Genomic DNA, 22,585 nt, shown 5'->3' with positions numbered 1-22,585 from the left:
TAACCTCGTTTCTTCTCTCAAGTCAGCATCAAGTCGCATACTAAGGCAACAGTTTGCGGAACAGCTCAATAAAGTGTACTGGGGAAAGGCTAAGCTTTGGCATGATTCTAAGTGCATTGTCTCATGCTGAGGTGCACCTCTAGAAATTGTGAAGCGATATATCCAGAATCAGTCAGTAGGCGCTATCCCTCCCCACCCGGGTGGGGAATCCCGCGCCTTACGTTGAGCAAATGCAGGACAGGCGAGTTAACTGGCGCAGTAATTGATGGCCAAAGCCCCTACTAAAGTGAACTGAAAAGTCAGGAGCACCAAGTAGAAAATGGCGCGGGGCCTGAACAAAGTCAGCATCAAGCCAATGGCCTTCAAGTCCACCATCGGCCCAAACACCATAAAGGCCAACAGGGATCCCGGCGTGAAGGTGGCGGCAAAGGAGAGGGCAAAAAAGGCATCCACCGTCGAGCAGATAGAAATGATCCCGGCCAGGGCCATCATGATCAGGATCGAGACCAGTTCATCTTGGCCATAATTTAGAACAAACGAACGCGGGATCACCGTCTGCACAAAGGCCGCCATCGCCGAACCCAGGATGAGCACGGATCCCAGCTCGCGAATCTCTCTAGCCCAGGTTTGCAGCAGCAACAATCCCTTTTGCCGCCAAGAGAGAGCAGGGGCAGCGGCCAGCGCTGCCCGATACACCTCTTCGGCAGTCTGCGGAGTGGCCAGGGATCCGCCAGCAGCCCCTTGAGCATGGCCCTGGGATCCAATCCAAAAGGTGCCCCCCTGCAACAACGGCGAGCAGGAGGTGCTTTTCAGAGCTGCCTCTTGGCAGCGGTTGCGCTGCAGCTCTCGCCAGACCGCCGGTTGCAACAAAGGCTCCAGATCTTTTTGCACGCTGAAGAGCAAGCCGATGGCCACCGCAATGCCAAAAGAAAAAAGAACCCGGTAGACCACCAGCTCCGGCATGCTGCGAAAGGCAATCCACGTGGAGAAGATCACGACCGGGTTAAACACCGGCGCTGCCAACAAAAAAGCCACCGCCACATAGGGTGGGATCCCTTTGATCACCAGTTGCCGGGCCACGGGCAGATTGCCGCATTCGCACACCGGAAAAAAGAACCCCAGAGCACCGCCGGCCACCGCGCTGCCGATTTTGCCTTTGGGTAGGAAACGAGCCAACTGGGATCCCTCTACGAACACGGCCATCAGCCCGGAGAGAAACACCCCCAAGAGCAAAAACGGCATGGCCTGCACCACAATGCTCAAGAAGAGGGTGAACCCGTCTCGCCAAAGGGGAGAATCCAAAGGGCTCAACGCACCACCTCACCCACGCATTTGGGCTCTATTGAGTTTGGATCCCGGCCCAGTGCTCTGTCAAACCGCTCTCAACCCCGCTCCTCGATGGGGATGTAGCGTTGCTGGCGTTCACCTGTGTACACCTGGGTGGGTCGGAAGAGCCGATTATCCGACAACTGCTCCCGCCAATGGGCCAGCCAACCCGCCACCCGGGCAATGGCAAATACCGGCGTAAACAAATCTTCCGGGATCCCTAGCTTGGCGTAGACCAACCCCGAGTAGAAGTCCACGTTGGGGTAAATTCCTTTGGGCCCCAGCAGCTCCGCACACACCCGCTCCACTTCCAGGGCGATGTCGTAGTACTTGTCGTGGCCGTAGCGCTCGAACAGCTCCTCGGCCAGCCGCTGCAGAATGGTGGCCCGCGGATCCTTCACCTTGTAAACGCGATGGCCCATGCCCATGATGCGCTCTTTTTTGGCCAGCTTCTCTTCGATAAACGAGCGCACATTTTCCACCGAGCCGATTTGCCGCAACAGCCTCATCACCTGTTGGTTGGCCCCCCCATGCAACAGCCCCGAAAGGGTGCCCACCGCCGTGGCCAGGCTGCTGTAGGGGCTGGCCAGGGTAGAGGCGCTTACCAGCAGGGCAAAGGTAGAGGCGTTGACCGTGTGTTCGGCGTGCAAGATCAGACAGGTATCGAAGATGCGGGCCAGCCAGGGATCCGGCTTCTTGCCGGAGAGCATGTAGAGAAAATTGGCGGCATGATCCAGGCTGTCGTCGGGGGGGATGGGATCGTTACCCTGGCGCATCTGGTGAAACATGGCCACCATGGTCGGCAGCTTGGCGAGCAGACGGGTAACCGTGCCAAACACATAGTCGGGATCCGCCTCCCGCACCGGATAGAACATCCCCAAGCCTGCCACGCAGGTTTGCAGGGCATCCATCGGGTGGCCCGACTCAGGAAACGACTTGATCATGTCGCGGATGCGGTATTTGACCCGCCGATGGCTGCGGACGGCCTGGTCAAAGTCGTTCAGCTCGGATTGCGTCGGCAGCTTGCCGAAGATCAGCAGATAGGCCGTCTCCAAAAAGGTGCTGTGGGCCGTCAGTTCCTCAACGGGAATGCCCCGATACTCCAGGATCCCTACCTGGCCATCGACAAAACTAATGTTAGAACGCGTGGCCGGAACGCCTTCTAGCCCAGGCTTGTATTCGCCATCCGCCATAGTCGGACCCTTGGAAGTTCCCAAATGATGAATCGAGGGTTGCCAAAGCTGCCTGGAGCCCTTGTTTCTCTCAGGCAACACTGACCCCGCTTCGCTACAGTAAAGCAAATTTTGGATCCCTGCAGCCAACCGCTGACCTCGCCCAGAGCTTGGATCGGACTGGGATCCGCTTCCTATCTTGCAACAGCCCCCGCTGCCCGAGGCAAGAGTTGTTGCTATTGTGAGGACGACCCCCTGGTCGAGGGCGCTCGACCGCAAACCCTGCTTGGAGATGGCCTCGATGTCGAATACGGCGCAAACTCACCCCGTCCAAGGGCTGGAATACGTGGTGCTGGGAGTGGCCACCTGCTTCCAGCGAGATGAGGACGGTCACCTGCGGGAAGTCCTGGTGGCCGAGCCGTTGCCCGCTGCCGCCTTGGACTGCCTGGCCCAAGAGGGCCGCAGCACTTCCTATTGTCTCCTCTACGCCACAACCTATGCCGAGATCGTGAACAACGGGACCCCGACTTTGCCCGCCGATGTCTTCCCGGCGGGGGTGGTGCTGGGAGAAGATTTTGTGGAGCGGCTGCAAGCGGCGGCCCGCACCTATCGCAGCAAGCCCCAGTTTCGCCACATCCCCCTGCACCAAGTTTGTACTCCCGAGCGGGGGGCGTTTAAGCTCAACCACAGCCTCGAGCCGCGACGGATCCTCAATACGGCAATGGAAGTGAAGGATGCTGACAACATCAAGCAGCACCCCCACACCCACCAACAGCTCTGAAGGAGAGGCTGCTGGTGCCAGCGCAAGGACGGCAACACCAGTCATCACACCCAGGGATCCCGACAAGCTGGATCCCTGGGCAGAAGTTACCTGAGCGATGGAGAAGGCAGGAAGGGCTGGCCCAGCCACAGCCCACTGAAGCCCAGCGTCAGCAGAGTCAGGGGCAGACCCAAGCGCAGATGCTCCCCAAAGGAGAGCACGTACCCTTTTTTGGCGGCTGCCTCAACCGTGATTAGATTGGCTACTGCCCCAAACAGGGTTAAATTGCCCGCCAACGTGGAGCCGGCAGCCAGCAACAGCCAAGTGGTGGTCTCCTGTTGGGGAACCAAGGATTGCAGCAACAACACTGCCGGCACATTGGAGATGATGTTGGATAAAATGGCTACACCGATCAACAGGGCGAGGGGGGATCCCACCAGCCTCTCTGCCAAAGGCCCCAAGCTCATCCCCCAGAGGGCTACCAGTTCTCGCGTTGCCCGCGTCAAGATAAACAGCCCGGAGAACATCACCAGCAAATTCCAGTCCACCTGCCCCAGAAATCGCTCCGGCTTCAGCCTGCGGGTAATCAGCAACAGGGCCGCTGCCACCAAGGCCGATTCGGCCAAGGGAAGTCCGGCTATGAAGGCCACAAACAGCCCCCCCGCGATCACCAGGCTCTTGCGCAATAGGGGCGGGTAGAGGCGCAGCGGCAGCCAAGGCACCTGGGCAAAGGGTTGCAAGGAGCGCACCTGGGGGTAATAGAGCCACAGCAGCCCCACCTCCAGCAGCAGCCCCACCACGGCAATGGGCGTCATCTTGCCGGCAAACTCCAGATAGCCGATCCCAGAGAAAGAGCCGATCAAAATGTTCTGTGGGTTGCCGCTCAAGGTGGCGACGGATCCCAGGTTGGTGGCTGCCGCCAAGCCCAACAGGTAGGGAATCGGGTTTAACCCCAACACCGTTGTGACCTGCAAAGTGAGGGGAGTAAACACCAGGGCCAGGGTATCGTTGAGCAAAAAAGCCGAGAGCAAGCCGCTGCCAAACACCAGCATGATCAACAGGCCAAAGGGGCTACGGCTCACCCGAATCAGGCCCAGCAAAGCCAACTGGAAGGCCCCACCATAGGACAAGCTGGCATTCACCACCATCATGCTCAGGAGAAACACGATCGTGGTGGGGTCAATGGCCTCCCAAGCCTGCCGCAGCGACAAGGTCCCCAAGCCAATGAGCAAGGCGGATCCCACCAGGGCAATCGTGGCCCGGTTCATGCGCAACCGGGGCAGGGATCCCAGCCCCAGCCCGAGATAGCTCAAGCCCAACACCAACCAAGACAGTTTCTGCAGGCCTCTGCCCCCTCCTTTTTGGATCCCTGCTGGGTTGAGCCAATGGCCGGAGTGGAAACAGGCCCGCTATGCCCAGCACTCAACTCATAGGTTACAAGAATAAAAAGCTTTTCAGGACAGCCCGGAAGCTCGTCAGGCTGAGTAGTCGTGGGGATCTGGCCGTCGTTCATAGGATAATGGGAGCCCGTAGACCTTGAGTTGCCCATCGTTCACTGAGGAGCTGTCCCCTTGGTCAAAGAGCGAGTCGAGGTGATCGTCCCGGCCACCACCGCCAATTTGGGGCCGGGGTTCGACTGCATTGGTGCAGCCTTAGAGCTCTACAACCACTTCCAATTTCGGGAGATCCCCTCTGGCCTCAGCATCCACTACCGTGGCAGCGACCACATCAGCCAGAGCAAGGACAACCTGGTGTACCGGGCCTTCTGCCGCGCTTTTGAGTTGCTGAGTAAGCCCGTGCCGGGGGTAGAAATCGAAATCACCCTCAACGTGCCCCTGGCGCGGGGGTTGGGCAGTTCTGCCACCGCTATTGTCGGCGGCTTGTTGGGAGCCAATGCCATCGGGTCGCTCAACCTAGCTCCCGAAACCCTCCTACAACTGGCCATCGCCCTGGAAGGCCATCCAGACAATGTGGTGCCCGCCCTGCAGGGTAGTTGTCAGCTCTGTGTGCAGGGGCAGCAGGGGCAATGGGTGTTTTGTCCGGTGGATTGGCACGAAAGCATTGGCATCGTGGTTGCGGTGCCCAACTTTAAGCTTTCCACCCAAGCAGCCCGCGAGATCCTGCCCAAATCCGTCAGCTTGGCGGATGCGGTTTTTTCCAGCAGCCATCTGGGTCTGCTCATTCGCAGCTTGCAGTCGGGCCGGGTGGACTGGCTGAGGGTGGCCCTGCAGGATCGCCTGCACCAGCCGGCCCGCATGGAGCTGATCACCGGGTTCAAAACGGTTCAAGCTGCAGCCATAGCTGCCGGGGCCTATGGGGTAGTGATCAGTGGAGCCGGCCCCACCCTGTTGGCCCTCTGCGCCCCCGAAAATCGGGAACGGGTGGGAGCCGCGATGGTCAGCGCTTGGGCCCAGCTCGATATTGAAGCAGAAGCCAAACCGCTCAGCTTGGATCGGCAGGGAGGACGGGTGGTGATCCACTCCCAGCCGGCTGGATAAAAAACTCTCTCTCCAAGCTCCTCAGGCTGGTGCTGGGAAGCCATCCTGCAGCAGCAGCAATAGAGGCGGGAGGAGGAGCCAAGCCGCCACCAGCAGGGATGCCACTGCTGCCATCAACACCGCTGCCGCGGCGCAATCTTTGGCGATCTCGGCCAAGGGATGATACTTGCTGCCGAGGGTGAGATCCACCACTGCTTCCAGAGCGGTATTCACCAGCTCCAGCGCCATCACCAAACCGCTGGTCAGGCTGATCAGGGCCATTGCCGCAGCGCTCAGCCGCAGGCCCAGCCCAAGGCCGAAGGCTACCGCCGCCACCGCCATGTGAATGCGGAAGTTGCGCTGGGTGCGGATTGCATAAGCCAAACCCTTGCCCGCGTAGTAGAAACTTTTGCCCAGGTTGTCGGCCACCTGCCAAGAGGGGGGGCGTCGCCAGGGATCCACCTCCAAAGGCGCGGCATTGGCTGCGGGATCGACCTCAGAGGAAGGCGCTGGAGCGATACCGGTGGGCTTGGAATGGACGCGCCGCCGGAACGCCGCCAGCCGACTAGGACTGTTGGCCATGGCTTACCCCTCCATCCAGTTGGATGGCAGCGAGCAACTGTCGCTGTTGCTGCACCATGTGCTGGAGAGAACGTTCATCCGGGTGATCCCACCCCAGCAGGTGAAGCAACCCATGGCTGGCCAGCCAGGCCAGCTCCTGCGAGAGCCGATGCCCTTGCGCTTTGGCTTGTGAGCGGGCGGTGGGCACCGAAATCACAATATCCCCCAGCAGGCGCACCCCCGTGATCTCGTGCAGCTTGACGGGGGCGGGCATCTCCTGGGCGGCAAAGGCCAGCACATCGGTGGGCGCGTCAAGGTGGCGAAACTCGCGGTTGAGCTGGCGAATGTGATCATCGGAGGTGAGGCAAAGGCTGAGCTCGCACGGCTCCTGTACCCCCAGCTCCCGCAACCAGATCTCGAACCAATGGCGCCAAGTGACTTCTTCAACCGGGCTTGGAATGTGGAATTCCAGGTAGAGATCTAGAAACTCTCCCATGCCGGCCTCCCTCACACCACGCACCCTATTCTACCGATTTGCTCAGGTTGGGCCAGTTTTTGTTTCTCTGCTCGGCAAGCTGTTGCAGCGCCTGGCGCAGCCGATTTTCCAGCTTTTGGCAGTCTGGATCCCAATCCTCTGTCGGAAACAGATCTCCGGCAATGGCGACCGCCCAGGCCCCTGCTTGCAGATATTCCGCTGCCTTGGCCAAGGTCACCCCCCCAGTGGGGATCAACGGCAGGGATCCCAGCACCGGTCGCAGATGACGCAGGTAGCGGGATCCCCCCATGCTCTCCGCCGGAAACACTTTGACCGCCGTTGCCCCCGCCTGCCATGCCTTCCAGATCTCGCTGGGGGTAAGGGCACCGGGCACGACGGGCAGTCCCACTTCCCGGCCCCAACGGATAATGCTCTCGTCCGTAAAAGGGCAAACGCAAAATTGGGCCCCCGCCTGCCAAGCCTGCTCCGCCATCTGTCGATGGGAGACGGTGCCCACCCCTATCCAACACTGCGGGTGGTCTTGCCGCAGTTGGGCAATCAACTCCAGATAGCGGGGAACGTGCGGGGTGATCTCGATGTGGCGGATCCCGGCCCGGATGGCCAGAGTGGATCCCTGGAGAGCCTGGTCTGGGCTGCTACAGAGGCGGATCACCGCGATCAGGGGCTGCTGCCACAAATGGAGTAGCCAGTCTCCAAAGCCGCGTTCAGAACCCTCGAATACCATCTGTGGGAAAGTACCCTCTCATTGGAAGGGCTGTCGGGGAACCGGTGGCAAGATCCCATCGTTGGCAATGACCGGAAAAGCCCAACAGCGAGCGTACCGCCTTGGCGATGGGCGGAGGTCACTCTTGCCGGCTTTGGTGCTCACGCCAAAATTGCTCCGCAAAAGCCACTGTTGGGTGGATGGGGGCACGGGGTTTGCTGAGGAGGGGCATATTGGCCTCTTCAGGAGTGCGGTTGCCCTTGCGCTGGTTGCAGCGTTCGCAGGCGGTCACCACATTGTCCCAGGTGTGGGATCCGCCGCGGGAAAGAGGTACGACATGATCCAGGGTCAGGTTATGGGTGCTGCCGCAGTACTGACAGGTGTGGTGATCCCGCCGCAAGACCTCTCGCCGGGTAACAGGGGGCACCCGCCAGGATCGCTCTTTGCCCTTGATGGTCAGGCGGATGTGTTCGGGCACCTCGATCACCTGGCTGGGGGAGCGCACCTTCCACACCGGCACATCCATCATCGCCAGCGGCTCTGCCTTGCCCGTCAGCAGCAGCACAATCGCCCGCCTAATGTTGACCCGGCTAATGGGCAAGTAGTTTTGGGAAAAGACAACAATCGACTGTTCCAGGACGTGGGTAGCAGCAGTCATGACTTAGCTCTTCCATTTGCCGCCATTGTCCTGAGAAATCTGGCGAATGACAAGGTTTTCCCGCAGTGGGCACCATCTAGGTGGAGCCCCACCATTCAACATTCCAGAGTTTCTTACGATCGGGAGCCGGACAGATGGGCTAGTATCCGGGTGATGGTCGGATCCCGTGCCTCCCATGACCTACCCGCTGCATGTTGCCCTGGTTTGGCACCAACACCAGCCCCTCTACAAAAGCCCGCTGGCGGGTAAATATCGCATGCCTTGGGTGCGCCTACACGGGATCAAAGACTACCTGGACTTAATTTTGCTGCTGGAGCGCTATCCCCGCCTGCACCAAACGGTTAACCTAGTGCCCTCTCTCATTGTGCAAATCGAAGACTACGTGGCCGGCTCCGCTTTCGATCCCTATTTGGAGCTGACTTTATCTCCTGTCGAAAAGCTGACCCCGGAGCAGCGGCGCTTCATTGTCGAGCGTTTCTTCGACAGCCATTACCCCACCATGATTGAGCCCTACCCCCGCTACCGCCAGCTCTACGAACAGCGGGAATCGCAAGGGATCAACTGGTGCCTACAGTACTGGACGCCCCAAGACTTCAGCGACCTGCTGGCCTGGCACAACCTCTCCTGGTTCGATCCCCTCTTCCAGGAGGATCCTGAGATCGAGAGCTGGATCAAGATGGGATCCGGCTTTACCCTGGCGGATCGGCAGCGGATCTACGCCAAGCAACAGCAGATCCTGGCTGCCATCCTGCCCCAGCACGCCAAATTGCAAAGTAGCGGCCAACTGGAGTTGACCACCAGCCCCTACACCCACCCCATCTTGCCCCTGCTGGTGAGCGAGCGCTCGGCGCGGGTGGCCCGGCCCGGCTTGCCCCTGCCCCGCTACCCCTTCCACTGGGAGCAGGATGTCCACAGCCAACTGGAGCGGGCCAAGCAGATCTACCGGGAGCGCTTTGGCCGCGACCCGCGGGGTCTGTGGCCTTCAGAGCAGGCGGTCAGCCCCGCCATCGTGCCCCTGATCCAGAAACAAGGCTTTGATTGGATCATCTCCGACGAGGGAGTGCTGGGCTGGAGCTTGGGCCAACCCTTTCATCGCGACGGGCAGGGCCATATCCTCGAGCCGGAAAAGCTCTACCGCCCCTACCGTCTGGAGAGCGAGGCAGGGGATTTGGCCATCATCTTTCGGGATCACCGCCTTTCCGATCTCATTGGCTTTAGCTACAGCGCCATGCCTGCCGACGCTGCCGCCAAAGATCTCATCGGCCACCTGGAGAGCATCCGCAACCGCCTACCCCAAGACCAGCCCTGGCTGGTCACCATTGCCCTGGATGGGGAAAATTGCTGGGAGTACTACCCCCAAGATGGCCGCCCCTTCCTGGAAAACCTCTATGCCCGCCTCAGCCAGCACCCGGCGTTGCGCTTGGTGAAGGTGTCGGAGTTTTTGGATCAGTTTCCCCCCACGGAGTTTCTGCCAGCCGAACAATTGCACAGCGGCTCCTGGATTGAGGCCGACTTTACCACTTGGATTGGGGATCCCGTCAAAAACCGCGCCTGGGAGCTCCTTGCCCAAGCCCGCCAGGTGATCCACGATCACCCTCACGCCACCCCCCAGGCCTGGGAAGCCCTCTGGGCCGCCGAGGGATCCGATTGGTTCTGGTGGTTTGGGGCAGGCCACTCTTCCGCCCACGATGCCGTTTTTGACCAGTTGTTTCGGGAACATCTACAGGCCCTCTACACCGCTTTGGGAGAGGCGGTGCCGGCGGCGCTGCAGTTTCCCCTCGAGGATCACGACGGGCTGGGGGATCGCCTGCCGCAGGGGTTTATCCATCCCACCATCAACGGTCGCCCCGCCGAACGGGAGTGGAGCCAGGCCGGGCGGGTGGAGATCGGCGCAGCCCGAGGAACCATGCACCGCAACAGCGTCGTCCGCCGCCTCTGGTACGGGTTCGATCACTTCAACCTCTATCTGCGGCTGGATTTTAACTCGGTGGTGCAGCGGCCCAAGCAATTGCAGGTGCTGTGGTTTTATCCCAACCGCGTTACCGTCAACAGCCCCATTCCCCTGCAGGGGTTGCCGGCAGAAGCCCCCCTCAACTATCTCTACCGCCACCTGTTGAAGCTGTCGCTGCCGCCGCCTGGCACCGGCCAGCATCCCGCACCCGTCGAGGCTCAGCTCTTGCAGGCAGGGGAGTACCATAGCTGGCACCCCATCAACCATCAGGTGAAGGCGGTGGTGGATGCCTGTTTGGAGGTGGCCATTCCCTGGAGCAATTTGGGCGCCCAGCCGGGGCAGGAGCTGCAATTTATCATCGTGGCCGCCGATGGCGAGACCTTCCAAGAAGGGATCCCCCCCAAGGCCACCATCGCCCTGCGCAGGCCTTGAGCGGCTGGCCGTTGGCCCTTAGAATCTCTGACTGGTTATGCAGCGCGATCTCTACCCGCCCATCGAGCCCTACGATTACGGCTTTCTCCCCGTCTCTTCCCTGCACACCCTCTACTACGAGCAGTGCGGCAACCCGGCGGGCAAGCCGGTGGTGTTTTTGCATGGGGGGCCAGGAGGTGGGATCGATCCCCTCTACCGGCAGTACTTTGATCCCAGCCGCTGGCGGGTGGTGCTGTTCGATCAACGTGGTTGCGGCAAGAGCCGCCCCTACGCCGAGCTGCGGGAGAACACCACCTGGGATCTGGTGGCCGATATCGAGAAGCTGCGCCAACACCTGGGCATTGAGCGCTGGTGGGTGTTTGGGGGCAGTTGGGGCAGCGCCCTTGCCTTGGCCTATGGGCAAACCCACCCCCACTCCTGCCTGGGGTTTATCTTGCGGGGCATTTTCCTGCTACGCCCTTTTGAGATCCGCTGGTTTTACCAGTCGGGGGCCAGCCACCTGTTCCCCGATGCTTGGGAACATTACCTGGAGCCCATCCCCCCCGAAGAGCGGGATGACCTGCTGGCAGCCTACCACCGCCGCCTCAACGACCCGGATCCCCAGGTGCGGCTGAGAGCGGCCCGCGCCTGGGCCATCTGGGAGGCCAGCACCAGCAAGTTGATCCCCAGCCCTGAGCTCATCGAGCGCTTTGGCCAGGAGACCTTTGCCGAGGCCTTTGCCCGCATCGAGTGCCACTACTTCGTCCATGGGGGTTTTTTGGATCCTGAAGACCAGCTCCTTAGGGGGGTGGAGCGCCTGCGCCATCTGCCGGCTGTGATCGTCCAGGGACGCTACGACGTGGTCTGCCCGCCCATTTCCGCCTGGGAGCTGCACCAGGCCTGGCCAGAGGCGGAGTTTCACCTCATTCCCGATGCCGGCCATTCCATCACCGAGCCCGGGATCCGCACCGCCCTGCTGCAGGCCACGGATCGCTGCGCCAGTCTGTGAGCCGCTGAGATAGCCTGGGTTGGGGATCCCAAGACCTTGAAGAATTGCTACAGGAATGCCGGCAAAACCTTGGGATCCAGCCCCGGAGCACGGCCAAGCCTATCGACAGTCGGCGATTTTGGGTTTATCACTGAGGGAAGAGCGGTGCAGGCTGCCTGGTCGATGGCTTCCGCCACTGGCTCCTTCTGATTGTTGTTAATTGATCTTGGGCTGGTTCCTCCACTCCAGCGTCTTGTCAAAGCAAACTTGTCTTTACTTCGCCGTTTCCAGGGTCGAACCATGCAGAAAATAACTCATCTGTCTAAGCTTGCCCTCGCCCTGCCTGCTTCCCTCTTGCTGGCAGATGCCGTTGTGGCTTACCCCTGTGACTCGGTTGGGGGTGAAGCTTACAACTTCTACAGCCCCACGGTTCAGGTTGACAGTTTCGGGGCTCAGGTGTCGCCTGCTGTCCTAGGCAACGGTTTTATCGGGGTTGCCATCGAAACGGTGGATGGACAGCCAGCTCAAGGTGCCGTCAGTCGTCGCCTGTTTGGCCCCGCGCCTCAAATCCAAGGGGTGCAGGTGGTTGGTCTGCTCCAGGATGGCCCGGCTCAACAAGCGGGTCTGGCCCAGGGAGATATTTTGATTGGGGTGGACGGGCAGCGGGTCACCTCGGTGCAGCACGTCCAGCAAATTATCCAAAACACCCCGGTGGGCCAGCGGGTACCCATTACCTTCCGGCGCGGCGGACAGGTGTTGTCCACGGTGGTGGTGGTCGGCGATGGCCGTGTGTTGCGCCCCTTGATGCTGCAGCAGCAGTAAGCTTCCAGTGAATGCAGATTGGAGTTCAGGATGGGCGGTCTGGGCGGTTTGCGGCCTTAACGGGCTGCTGTTTCTGGCTTTGCTCGCCCTCGTTCCTGTCCTTTTGAGCCTGCGGTCGGCGCTCTGGGTTACGGAGCGGGCCATGGCCGACTGGCGGGAGGCGGCTGAGCGGGCTTTGGCTCCCACGCCGGCTGAGTTGCTGCGCCTACGGGATCGGCTGCGGGAGAATCGCCATACCCTCGACCGCTGGCAGCGGCGTCTCCAGTTTTGGCAAGGGATCCGCAGGGTGGCTGTTTGGCTGGGGCGCAGGCTGTGAGGAGCATGGATAGCGTCTCCCATCCCATCCGGTTGCAGGTGATGGCCAATGCGCTGGCGGGGATCGCCGAGGAGATGGGGGCGCGCCTCATCCGCGGTTCTTACTCGGCCAACATCAAGGAACGGCGGGATTGCTCGACGGCCCTGTTCGACGCTCGGGGAGACTGTATTGCCCAGGCGGCCCACATTCCGGTGCACCTGGGCGCCCTCGCGGAAGCGGTGCGGGCGGTGGTGGCAGCCGGCCCGCGGCCCGGCGATGTGTTCGTCCTCAACGATCCCTACCAGGGGGGATCCCATCTGCCGGATATCACGGTGGTTACGGCCATCCCCGGCCTGGGGGATCCAGAACAAGTCTGCGCCTACGCGGTGAACCGCGCCCACCACGCCGATATTGGGGGGATGCGCCCCGGCTCCATGCCGGCCGACTCTACGGAAATCTGGCAGGAAGGGCTGGTGATCCCGCCGCTGCGGCTGGCCCAAATGACCCTGACGGGGGAGCTGTGCTGGCAGGGCGATCTGCTGCGCCTGATCCTGGCCAATGTGCGCAACCCTGAGCAGCGGCGGGGGGATTTGCAGGCCCAGGTGGGAGCCAGCGCCGTGGGGGTGAGCCGGTTTCGCGAGCTGCTGGCCCGCTTTGGAGAAGAAGAGGCCTGGCAGTTGATCGCCGGGGTGATCGCCTACAGCCGGCGGCGGATGCAGGCCCAGATCCGCGCTCTGCCTGCTGGGATCTACACCGCCTGCGACTACCTGGAGGGCTACGGGGATCCGCCCGAGCCGCTCCGCATCCAGGTGCAGATTGAGGTAAGGGGGGAGAGGCTACGGGTGGACTTTGCCGGCACAGCCCCGGCCACCGCGGGGAACCTGAACGCGCCTTTGGCTGTGACCCGCTCGGCGGTGCTCTTTGCCCTGCGCTGCCTGTTGGATCCCACGGCGCCCAGCAATGTCGGCCTGGAGGATCCCATCGAGATCGTAGCCCCGCCCGGCTGCCTGGTGAACGCCCAATTTCCGGCGGCGGTGGTGGCGGGCAACGTGGAAACCTCGCAGCGCATTGCCGATGTGGTGTTCAAAGCCCTAGCCCCGGTGGCCGGATCCCGTGCCATTGCCCAGGGACAGGGCACCATGAACAACTGTGTGCTCGGCAACCGCCACTTCACCTACTACGAAACCCTGGGGGGCGGCCAAGGAGCCAGCCGGCAGCGACCGGGCCTGGACGGCGTCCACGTGGGCATGAGCAATACCCTCAACACCCCCATCGAAGCTCTGGAGCTGGAGTATCCCCTGCGGGTGCTGCGCTACGAGCTACGCCCAGATTCCGGCGGCCATGGCCGCCAGCGGGGCGGCTGGGGGCTGATCCGCTCCCTCCAGACCTTGCAAGATTGCACCCTCTCCCTGCTCACCGACCGGCGCCACCATGCCCCCCAAGGGGAAGAAGGCGGCGAGCCTGGCCAGGTGGGGATCAACCTCGTCAACGGGGATCCCTTGCCCAGCAAAACCAGCCGATCCCTGAAAGCCGGCGATGTGCTCACCCTCTACACCCCTGGCGGCGGGGCTTGGGGGTCAAGCGAGGAGGAGCAGGCACCCGAACCCACATAGCGCAGGTGGGCGAGAAACAACTGCTCGCAGCGCCGGATCACCTCATCACGGCTGGCAAAGTGCTCTAACCTATGCACTTCTTGACCTTTCTCAAACAAAATTAGGGTCGGCAGCGAGCGCACCCGATAGCGGCGCGGCAGCCAAAAATTGTCGTCCACATTCACCCGCAGCACCTTAACTGCGCCGCCCCACTCTGCTGCGAGACGGTCGGTAATCGGCTGAATGAACCGACACAGGCCACACCAAGGGGCGCCAAAATCCACCAACACCAACCCGTCACTTGTCAAAAGTTCTTGATTAAAAGCATCTAAAGCAACTTGCAAGTTCATCACTCCCAGACTAAAGAAGTTGTTTGGGATCATGCTACCAGGCAATTTGGCTGGCTGCAGAAACCATTTGCGGATGGAGAGCATAAAGAATCACTACAAAGCTGAACACCCCTAGGTAGGCCCAGCGCAGAAACTCTCGCGGTTGCAGGTGTTGTCGCCGCTGCAGAATGGCCAAGCCGGGGATCACAGAAGTACGGGCCTTGAGATCGCGGAAGGCCTGGCCGTATTTCCGCTCCAGACGGTGATCCCCGTGCCAGACGGCGAACAGGTGATAGGCCACCAGCCCCAGGGAGGTGACCAGCATAAAACTGGAGCCAATCCAAAGGGAATGGGCCACACACCAGATCACCTGGCCCACCATTTGGGGGTGGCGGGTGATGCGGATGATCCCGGTCTCAAACAGGTGGATCTCCGGCTTCTGAATGGCGGCGATCTCCAGCAAATTGAAGGTAGCCGGATACAAAAAGAAAAACGAGAGCGCTGACAAAAGAACAACGGTGGTGTGGATGCCGGGGACAGCATGGAGATCCCAGAGGATCACCCCGTCGTAGCGATGGTTAAAGAAGTAGATCAGCAGCAGCGGCGCCAAGCTGAGGCTGACCAGCGCAAAAAGAAGGCGGTACAAACGGGATCCCAGCCAAGCTTCCCCCCAAGGCCGCAAGTAGGCCAGCCCACTGTGAGCACAGGCAAATCCTAGAATCATGGCCAACATGATCGCGTGGGATCGGTAGGGGGCCAGCTCGGGCGGTAAGTGGCTAAAGAGTGGGAACAGCATCTTTTCAAGAGCTCCTCTGGGGCGTCGCCGTGACTTATGCTTAAAGATAAGTTACATAAGGCAAGCTTCCCATGCTGAAAACTTTTTTTCTACGCCTTGTCGGCCTGCTCCTCTCGGTCATCCTGGTGCTGGGCTGGACGACCGCAAGCGCTCAGGCGGCCCGTCTTACCGGCAAGTACTACGAAGACAGCATGACCCTGATCCAAACCCTGCGCACCGTCCTTTCGGAAGCGGATCCCGTGATGAACCCGGCAGAGGCGCGGGCGGAAGCGATGGAGGCTATGCAAGAATTCGCAGGACGCTACCACGGCCAACGCTACGACAAGCTCCAGTCTTTCACCACCCTGCGCACCGTGTTTAATACGCTGGCCTCCCAGTACCGCACCTCCAACCGACCTCTCAACCCGGAGAAGGTGGAGCGGGTGCTGATGCAACTGGATCGGGCGGAGTTGGCCTTGCGCCGGGAAGGTTGAACTTTTGGGATCTCCCAGATCCAAATCACAGGCAAATTTCCCCCGGTGCAGCCAAGCTGTTGCCAGCTCGCAAAAGTCGAGGTCATCGCCGGCGTTCTTCCAAACCTGAGGAGGAAGGCGCCGCTCTCTCGAGGCAAAGGGCATTTTCTCAGGATTTGGGAGGTTGTTATGGGCACAGGTCGTTGGATCCTGCTCTCGTTGCCGCTGATGGTTGGGGGTGGGGTTATTGCTTTTTATTCAGCTTCGCTCTTGTCCCTTCCAGCCCAAGGACAGGTGGCTGGAGCTGCCGAGGAGGGATCCCCGGGCCCTTTTTTTGCGGTGGATGGCCTGGCCCTGCGCGGCTATGACCCGGTGGCCTACTTTATCGATGGCAAGCCGGTCGAGGGATCCCCAGCCTATGAATGGGAGTGGGGAGGGGTGACCTGGCGGTTTGCCACCGCTGACAATCGGGAGCGGTTTCGCAGCAACCCGGAGCGCTTTGCCCCCCAGTACGGCGGGTTTTGTGCTTGGGCCGTGGCCCACAACTACCTTTACCCGGTGGATCCCTTTGCCTGGAAAATTGTCGATGACAAGCTGTACTTGAATGCCAACCGGCGGGTACAGCGCAACTGGGAGCGGGACATTCCCGGGTTGATCGAGAAGGCAGATGCCAATTGGCCGGGGCTGCGCAGCCGCTGAGCCTACCTGTCTGGGATCACTGGATGAGGCGCAGGGTTACCTTGATGACAACCCGGTGGAGGCCGCTTTCGCCAAGCTCCAGATCGCCCCCCATTTCTCTCAGGAGCCGCTCGCTCACCCGCCAAGTAGCACTGCCCTTTGTTTCAACGGGCACATGGCACCGTCCCTCCAGGTTCCACTCTAGACACAGGTGCCCCTCCGCTGCTGCGATGGGATAGAGGTGCAGAGCCATCGAACCATAGCGCAGGGCACGGATGCCCCAGCGACACACCCCCAGCAGAGCCTGCACCAAACCGTGGGGATCCGCCCAAACCATAAGGCTGTCCGGGAGGGCGGACGGTTCAGAAACAGAAGGTGGTTGTAGGATCGGCCACTCGTAGCGAATGCCCTGATCCTGGGCCTGTAGGCGAGTTAGGCTGTACACATCTTGCAGCAGGGGGCGGAGTTGGGTCGGCTCCGGTTGCAGGGGTTGAATGGGCAGATCGTGGCGAGCCAGGCGGGTGTATTCCTCGAGCAGCTTAATCAAGCGCTCTACGGACTCTTTGGCACTTTGAATGTATTCCCGCTCCTCCTCCGGGGAATCGCACAGATCCGACAACACCAACTGCAGGGATCCCATCTGGCTGCTGAGGGGGTTGCGCAGCTCGTGGCCAATGCTGACGAGCAACTCTTGCTGAAAGGCTCGCATCACCTCAGAGCGTTCAAAAGCAAATTGCCAATCTACGGCCTCTTGCCTGTCGGCAGGGGCCGCCGGCTGGGAAGCTGGATCGGGTTTGGCTGCGGGTTTCCTCAAAAGGTGCTCCGGACGAAGGACAGGGGATCCCGTCGAGGTTCAGATCCTTGGGTTCGGATCTTTAAGCTTTGCACAGTAAGGACTACGTCCCCCTGACGCGAGCAGGCTCTGGAGATACCCCACTCCATGGGGATCCTACCCTTTTCTACCCGACGAAGTGGGCGCTGACCACCCGCTCAATCCCCGCCAGATCGCGGTGAACTTGGATCTGCCGATAACAGTCCCTCTCTCGCAATTGCTCCGCCACCCAAGGGGCTTGTCCTCGCATCACTTCTACCGCCCAAAAGGAGTTGGGGGCCAGGTAGTCCGGTGCCCTTTGAATCAACAGCCGCAAGTGGGCCAGCCCATCTTCCCCGCCATCGAGGGCCTGTCGCGGCTCGTGCAGCCGCACCTCGGGCATGAGATGGGCCAGCTCCCCGGTGGGGATGTAGGGCGGGTTGGAAACCAGGCCGCGCAGCCGCCCCCGCCAGGGATCCAAGGGCACAAACCAGGATCCCAGCAGCAACTGCACCCGCTCCTGCAAATGGTGGGCCGCCACGTTGTCCGCCGCAACGGCTAGGGCTTGCGGGCTCGAATCCACCGCCAGAAGCTGCAACTGGGGATGTCGCTGGGCCAAAGCGATGGCAATGGCCCCGCTGCCGGTGCCCAGGTCGGCCAAGCAGGATGCGGGCGGCAGAGGATTAGCTTGTAACCAGAGGGAAGCCTGCTCCACCAGCAGCTCGGTCTCCGGACGTGGGATCAGCACCGCCGGGGTCACCCGTAGGCTCAAGCCGGCCCATTCCACTTTGCCCAACAGATACTGCAGAGGGACGCGCTTTTCCACCCTTTGCTGCCAAAGGGCCTCTACCTCCTCCAGGAGTTCCCCCGCCCCAGCCGGAGCGCGACCCAGCAGCCGCTCCAACGGCCCCCACCCCAGCCGTTCCTTGAGCAGAATCTCCACCTCCTCGGCAGGGATCCCAGCCGCTTTTGCCGCCCTCAGGGCCTGGTCACGCCACTCCAGCAATCGCCTCAGCAGAGTCGAGGGGGATCTCAAAGGATTCCGTTCTGCCAGCATGACTGGGGGTTGGGTTAACGCTGAGGCTGGGGACTGGCAGAAGGGTTGGCAGGCCGAGCCAACGATTGGATGTATTCCAGCGCCGAGCGGGAAGGGATAAAGGCGATCTTCTGCACATCGGCCTGGGCATCGGGAGCCAGCATGCGCTCCACCACAATGGCCAGGGAGGTGACCTCAATCTGGGTTTTTCCAACCACATCCGGGTTCTGGGCTGCCGCCCGATCCAAAGCTCGCTGCAGATCGTTGCGGTCGAAGAAGAAGGGCACCACCTCCTGACCATCCTGCTCGATGGTCAGCAGCCCCTCTCCGGAGCGGCCATAGAACAGAGGCACGCCGATCGCTTCTGGAGGCACATCTTTGCTGGTTTCTTTCAGTACCTGCTTGGCTGCCTCCACATCAGCAGGCCGCGGCACCACCTCGAAGTACAGATCGCTATTTTTGGCGCGCTCCTCTTCCGATTTTTCGTAGGCATACCCCAGCGAGAGAGGCACCACCTGGGCTTGGCTGGCTATCTCGGGGTTGCTGGCTTTCACCTGCTCCAACATTTTTTGGGCCTGGGCTTGATCCAGCCAGAAGGAGACCACTTGAATGGTGCGGCCATCTCGCTCCACATTGGCAACAACAGGTGTGCCGTTCTGAGACACAACCGCAAAAACAGGCACCAGGCTCAGCCGCTCTGCCACCTCTTGCCGGCTCATGGGGCCTGCGGTTGCCTGAGCCGGTGGAGCACTCCCCTGAGCCCAAGCGGGAGTCATGGCCAAGCTCGCCCACGCTGTCCCGATCAGGATCCCGGCTATACTGCTCACCCGAGCTACACAGCAGCAGAGGGATCGGGCAGGCGACACTACGTTACAGCGCATCATTCTCATCTCCACTCCCGGCATCGCGCCTTGTTCTGGTTGCTATAGGGCTAGATCCCTCAAGTACTAACCAACAGATCGGGCAAGGCAGAAGCCACCCGGATTGAACCTGCTCGACAGGGCTAGGCTAGCGATGCGGCACACCCTCGGCATCGACTCGCGGCTGGCCGTCGCTGACAACACCCCGGCTCACTGACCTCAAAGAGCGCTCTTGGGCCACCCTAGAAGCCAAGGTTAGAACATCTGCTCGACTCCTGTCGAGGGGCAAAGCCCCTATTTGAGTGGGGATCCCGCATCACTCAATACTATATACGGAGTCGCATAAAATCGACCCACGCTAGATGCAGATCTACCCAACAGCAGATCGGTTCAGATCGAGCTGATAATTGTATGCTCAGCTTTTCCACAACAGGCAGCCTACCCCAGCCTTGTGCATCAGGGCTCTGATGTAGCCGCGCGAACGTGGCAGCTACTGTTAACTTTTGTTAAGGTGGGGGGACAAACGCATGCTTCCGAGGAGCATTAAACCATGGCTAAGATCTTTACCCCTGAATTCAACCAATTTGAGACCATCAACGCCACGCAGGCCTGGTCTTTGTTTTTCACCATCAGCGCTTCCGATCGGCTTTTGGGCTCAAACCCGGCTGTTGGGCGCTACATCACGCTGGCCTTGTTCAGCGCCATCCTCACCGGCATCCTGAATGTGCTGCTGGCCTCGTAGTTGGCCGCTGTCACGGGACGGAATTGTCCAGGACAATCTGTTTGCCAGTCCTTCAGAGGCCGCTGGCAGCGGCGGCTCGGCCTGGGAAAGGGGATCCCTTCCTCAGGTTTTTTGCTTTTGAATGGGAAAGGATCCCTTTTGCTCCGGGTGGGGCGATGAAAACGTCTGGGACAAGTTCTGCGGCGGCGGCTTTGCCCGTCGCGCTGCCGCTGCTGCTGGCGCCGGCAGGAGATTGGGAGTGTGCCAAGGCAGCGGTAGAAAACGGGGCCGATGCCATTTACTTCGGGCTGGAGCGGTTCAACGCCCGCCTACGCGCCCGCAACTTCACAGAGGCAGATTTGCCGGAGCTGATGGCTTGGCTGCATCAGCGGGGGGTGCGAGGCTATGTAACTTTGAATACTCTGGTCTTTCCGGGGGAGCTGGAGGAAGCGGAGCGGTACATCCGCTCGATGATCGCGGCGGGGGTGGATGCGGTCATTGTCCAGGATATTGGCATCGCACGCTTGATCCGTCATCTTTCTCCCGATTTCCCCATCCACGCCTCGACGCAGATGACCGTCACCAGCGGTATCGGGGCAGAGTTTGCCGCCGAGTTGGGCTGTGAGGTGGTGGTGCTGGCGCGGGAGTGTTCCCTCAAGGAGATGGCCAAGATCCGCGCCCATCTGGAAGAGAAGGGATCCCCCGTCTGCTTGGAAATCTTCGTGCACGGGGCGTTGTGCGTGGCCTATTCCGGGCAATGTCTGACCAGCGAGGCGCTGGGAGGACGTTCGGCCAACCGCGGAGAATGTGCCCAGGCCTGCCGCCTGCCCTACGAGCTGGTGGTAGACGGGATGCGGCGCGATCTGGGGGAGAAGCGGTATCTGCTCAGCCCCCAAGATCTGGCCGGTCTGGAGGTGCTGCCGGAGCTGGTCAAGCTGGGGATCCACTGCTTAAAAATTGAGGGTCGTTTGAAATCGCCGGAGTATGTAGCCAATGTAACGCGCATCTATCGCCAGGCCTTGGACGCCCTGGGGGCAGGGCAGGCGTGGCAGCCCTCAGCTCAGGAGTGGTATGAGCTGGAGATGAGCTTTTCCCGCGGGCTGTATACCGGCTGGCTGCGGGGCATCAACAACCAAGAGCTGGTGCATGCCCGTTTTGGCAAGAAGCGGGGGGTTTACCTGGGGCAGGTGCTGCGGATCGAAGGGGATCAGGTGGGGGTGCGCCTGCAGGCTCCCCTCAAGCCGGGCGATGGCGTGGTGTTCGACCAGGGAGAGCCGGAGCAGGGGGGGCGGGTTTACCGCGTGCACAAGAAGCAGGGGCTGGCCTGGCTTGGCTTTGCCCAGGGGGCCATTGACCTCAAACGCCTGCGGCCAGGGGATCGCCTCTGGAAGACCAGCGACCCGGAGCTGGAGAAACGCCTGCGCCAGAGCTATGCCGGGGATCAGCCTCGCTTTCAACGCCCCGTCCACCTGGAAGTTCACGGCCAGGCCGGCTTGCCCCTGACGCTGATCCTGCGGGATGAAGAGGGCCACGTGGTGCGGGTGGATTCGCCGGTGCCTTTGCAGCCTGCCCATCACCAACCCCTCACCGACGAGAAGCTGCGGCAGCAACTGGGTCGTTTGGGTTCCACCCCGTTCAAGTTGGGATCCCTGCACAATGCCCTGGAAGGAGAGGTGATGCTGCCGCTGAGCGTCCTCAACCAAATGCGGCGCCAAGCCGTGGAGCAGTTGCAGGCGCTGTGGGCTCGGCCCCGCCGCTGGCAGCTCAACCCTGAAGCTCGCTGGCCAGATCTGCTGCCCGCCCCGGAGCAACCGGAAAGGGGATCGCCCCAACTGGTGGTGCTGGTGCGGGATCCAGAGCAGTTGCCGGCGGCAATTGCCTGTGGCATCCGGCAGATCTACCTGGAGTTGGAGGATCCCCGCCGCTACCGGGAAGTTATCCGCGCCACCAAGGCCGCTCACCCTGAGGTGGAGCTGTGGGCGGCCCCGCCCCGCATCACCAAGCCGGGAGAAAGCTGGATCCTCAAACAGGTGTTGGCAGCAGGAGCCGATGGCTATCTGGTGCGCAACTACGACCACCTGCGCTTTTTTGCCGGCCAGCGCTGCATCGGCGATTTTTCCTTGAACGTGGCCAACCCCATCACCGCCCACTATTTCAAAAGCCGCTACCCCTTGGAGCGCCTGACGGCCTCCTATGACCTCAACCACGAGCAACTGGGATCCCTGCTCCAGGCCGGCCCCGCCCACTGGTACGAGGTCACCATCCACCAGCACATGCCCATGTTCCACATGGAGCACTGTGTCTTCTGCGCTTTTTTGTCCCGCGGCACCGACTACACCAATTGTGGCCGTCCCTGCGAAAAACACGAGGTGAGGCTGAGGGATAGGGCCAATGTCGAGCACATTTTGAAAGCCGATGCCGGCTGCCGCAACACTCTCTACAACGGCAAAGCCCAAACCGGGGCCGAGCATGTGCCAAAACTGCTGGATCTGGGGTTGCGATATCTGCGCATTGAGTTCTTGCAGGAATCCCCCGAGCAGATCCGGCAAACCTTGCGCTGCTATCAACAGCTTCTCCAAGGCCGGATGAGCGGATCCCAGCTGTGGCGCGAGCTGAAGCTACATAGCCAATTGGGGGTTACGCGCGGGTCTTTGCAGAGTTAGAGGCTGCGCGGCCTTACATACCCTCTG

General features: G+C 61.1%; 24 protein-coding genes. 12 read left to right on the top strand and 12 right to left on the bottom strand.

Going from position 1 to position 22,585, the window contains the following annotated elements; all coding sequences use genetic code 11:
- The coding region (locus tag NW851_RS04725) for a transposase (protein WP_414337173.1) at positions 1-130 on the top strand (130 nt) is incomplete at its 5' end.
- Between the two features lie 116 nt (positions 131-246).
- Here NW851_RS04725 and NW851_RS04720 read toward each other — a convergent pair.
- Positions 247-1,302: a permease gene (locus NW851_RS04720; protein ID WP_414337172.1), complete on the bottom strand. Its 1,056-nt coding sequence runs from the start codon at positions 1,300-1,302 to the stop codon at positions 247-249.
- 80 nt (positions 1,303-1,382) lie between these two features.
- Positions 1,383-2,519 carry a citrate synthase gene (locus NW851_RS04715; protein ID WP_414337167.1) on the bottom strand — a complete coding sequence of 379 codons (1,137 nt, stop codon included), beginning with the start codon at positions 2,517-2,519 and terminating at the stop codon, positions 1,383-1,385.
- Positions 2,520-2,799: 280 nt separating this feature from the next.
- Here NW851_RS04715 and NW851_RS04710 point away from each other — a divergent pair, with 280 nt between their 5' ends.
- A complete protein-coding gene (locus NW851_RS04710; RefSeq protein ID WP_414333310.1) occupies positions 2,800-3,279 on the top strand; it encodes a hypothetical protein in 480 nt (159 codons plus the stop codon).
- Between the two features lie 86 nt (positions 3,280-3,365).
- Here NW851_RS04710 and NW851_RS04705 read toward each other — a convergent pair whose 3' ends face one another.
- Positions 3,366-4,580 (bottom strand): anion transporter, encoded by a 1,215-nt coding sequence (locus tag NW851_RS04705; protein WP_414333368.1) that lies wholly within the window; start codon positions 4,578-4,580, stop codon positions 3,366-3,368.
- A 249-nt stretch (positions 4,581-4,829) separates the two neighbouring features.
- Here NW851_RS04705 and thrB point away from each other — a divergent pair, with 249 nt between their 5' ends.
- Positions 4,830-5,756 (top strand): homoserine kinase, encoded by a 927-nt coding sequence (gene thrB / locus NW851_RS04700; protein ID WP_414333312.1) that lies wholly within the window; start codon positions 4,830-4,832, stop codon positions 5,754-5,756.
- Positions 5,757-5,777: 21 nt separating this feature from the next.
- Here the strand turns inward: thrB and NW851_RS04695 are convergent, their stop codons facing one another.
- From NW851_RS04695 to NW851_RS04680, 4 genes are all read right to left on the bottom strand, one after another.
- Positions 5,778-6,317, bottom strand: a complete 540-nt coding sequence (locus NW851_RS04695; protein WP_414333314.1) for a diacylglycerol kinase family protein — start codon at positions 6,315-6,317, stop codon at positions 5,778-5,780.
- Positions 6,301-6,792 carry an rRNA maturation RNase YbeY gene (gene ybeY, locus NW851_RS04690; RefSeq protein WP_414333316.1) on the bottom strand — a complete coding sequence of 164 codons (492 nt, stop codon included), beginning with the start codon at positions 6,790-6,792 and terminating at the stop codon, positions 6,301-6,303. Before ybeY ends, NW851_RS04695 begins: the two co-directional genes overlap by 17 nt.
- 25 nt (positions 6,793-6,817) lie before the next feature.
- A complete protein-coding gene (gene eda / locus NW851_RS04685) occupies positions 6,818-7,516 on the bottom strand; it encodes a bifunctional 4-hydroxy-2-oxoglutarate aldolase/2-dehydro-3-deoxy-phosphogluconate aldolase (RefSeq protein ID WP_414337166.1) in 699 nt (232 codons plus the stop codon).
- A gap of 118 nt (positions 7,517-7,634) precedes the next feature.
- Entirely contained in the window at positions 7,635-8,153 is a 519-nt protein-coding gene (locus NW851_RS04680; RefSeq protein WP_414333320.1) for an HNH endonuclease, read from the bottom strand.
- 175 nt (positions 8,154-8,328) lie between these two features.
- Here NW851_RS04680 and NW851_RS04675 point away from each other — a divergent pair, with 175 nt between their 5' ends.
- The 5 genes from NW851_RS04675 (at position 8,329) to NW851_RS04655 (ending at position 14,233) form a co-directional block, all read left to right on the top strand.
- Positions 8,329-10,536, top strand: coding sequence for a glycoside hydrolase (locus tag NW851_RS04675; RefSeq protein WP_414337165.1), 2,208 nt, complete (start codon positions 8,329-8,331; stop codon positions 10,534-10,536).
- A gap of 37 nt (positions 10,537-10,573) precedes the next feature.
- Entirely contained in the window at positions 10,574-11,524 is a 951-nt protein-coding gene (pip, locus tag NW851_RS04670; protein ID WP_414337164.1) for a prolyl aminopeptidase, read from the top strand.
- Positions 11,525-11,803: 279 nt separating this feature from the next.
- The gene (locus NW851_RS04665; protein WP_414333325.1) at positions 11,804-12,325 is read left to right on the top strand and encodes a PDZ domain-containing protein; all 522 of its coding nucleotides are present in this window, start codon (positions 11,804-11,806) and stop codon (positions 12,323-12,325) included.
- Positions 12,326-12,332: 7 nt separating this feature from the next.
- Positions 12,333-12,641 (top strand): hypothetical protein, encoded by a 309-nt coding sequence (locus NW851_RS04660; protein WP_414333327.1) that lies wholly within the window; start codon positions 12,333-12,335, stop codon positions 12,639-12,641.
- A 5-nt stretch (positions 12,642-12,646) separates the two neighbouring features.
- Entirely contained in the window at positions 12,647-14,233 is a 1,587-nt protein-coding gene (locus NW851_RS04655) for a hydantoinase B/oxoprolinase family protein (RefSeq protein WP_414333328.1), read from the top strand.
- Here the strand turns inward: NW851_RS04655 and NW851_RS04650 are convergent.
- Entirely contained in the window at positions 14,170-14,562 is a 393-nt protein-coding gene (locus NW851_RS04650; protein WP_414333329.1) for a thioredoxin family protein, read from the bottom strand. The genes NW851_RS04655 and NW851_RS04650 overlap by 64 nt on opposite strands.
- Before the next feature lie 34 nt (positions 14,563-14,596).
- Entirely contained in the window at positions 14,597-15,337 is a 741-nt protein-coding gene (locus NW851_RS04645) for an NnrU family protein (protein ID WP_414337163.1), read from the bottom strand.
- A gap of 71 nt (positions 15,338-15,408) precedes the next feature.
- Here NW851_RS04645 and psb27 point away from each other — a divergent pair, with 71 nt between their 5' ends.
- Entirely contained in the window at positions 15,409-15,810 is a 402-nt protein-coding gene (psb27, locus tag NW851_RS04640; protein ID WP_414333333.1) for a photosystem II protein Psb27, read from the top strand.
- A gap of 168 nt (positions 15,811-15,978) precedes the next feature.
- Positions 15,979-16,488 (top strand): YHS domain-containing (seleno)protein, encoded by a 510-nt coding sequence (locus tag NW851_RS04635; RefSeq protein WP_414333335.1) that lies wholly within the window; start codon positions 15,979-15,981, stop codon positions 16,486-16,488.
- Between the two features lie 16 nt (positions 16,489-16,504).
- Here NW851_RS04635 and NW851_RS04630 read toward each other — a convergent pair whose 3' ends face one another.
- The 3 genes from NW851_RS04630 to NW851_RS04620 all read right to left on the bottom strand — a co-directional run bounded on the left by NW851_RS04630 (position 16,505) and on the right by NW851_RS04620 (position 19,204).
- Entirely contained in the window at positions 16,505-17,281 is a 777-nt protein-coding gene (locus NW851_RS04630; RefSeq protein ID WP_414333337.1) for a sensor histidine kinase, read from the bottom strand.
- A gap of 145 nt (positions 17,282-17,426) precedes the next feature.
- Positions 17,427-18,284: a peptide chain release factor N(5)-glutamine methyltransferase gene (gene prmC, locus NW851_RS04625; RefSeq protein ID WP_414337162.1), complete on the bottom strand. Its 858-nt coding sequence runs from the start codon at positions 18,282-18,284 to the stop codon at positions 17,427-17,429.
- Between the two features lie 65 nt (positions 18,285-18,349).
- Positions 18,350-19,204 carry a Tic22 family protein gene (locus NW851_RS04620; protein WP_414337161.1) on the bottom strand — a complete coding sequence of 285 codons (855 nt, stop codon included), beginning with the start codon at positions 19,202-19,204 and terminating at the stop codon, positions 18,350-18,352.
- Positions 19,205-19,724: 520 nt separating this feature from the next.
- Here NW851_RS04620 and NW851_RS04615 point away from each other — a divergent pair.
- Positions 19,725-19,916, top strand: a complete 192-nt coding sequence (locus tag NW851_RS04615; RefSeq protein WP_414333343.1) for a hypothetical protein — start codon at positions 19,725-19,727, stop codon at positions 19,914-19,916.
- A gap of 155 nt (positions 19,917-20,071) precedes the next feature.
- Positions 20,072-22,558 carry a DUF3656 domain-containing U32 family peptidase gene (locus NW851_RS04610; RefSeq protein WP_414333345.1) on the top strand — a complete coding sequence of 829 codons (2,487 nt, stop codon included), beginning with the start codon at positions 20,072-20,074 and terminating at the stop codon, positions 22,556-22,558.
- Positions 22,559-22,585: the final 27 nt, after the last annotated feature.

The sequence above is a fragment of the Synechococcus sp. H55.7 genome (assembly GCF_047462395.1).
Taxonomy (GTDB): Bacteria; Cyanobacteriota; Cyanobacteriia; order Thermostichales; family Thermostichaceae; genus Thermostichus.
The sequence above is the reverse complement of the archived record's forward strand: the minus strand, read 5'-3'. Positions and strand labels throughout refer to the sequence as shown.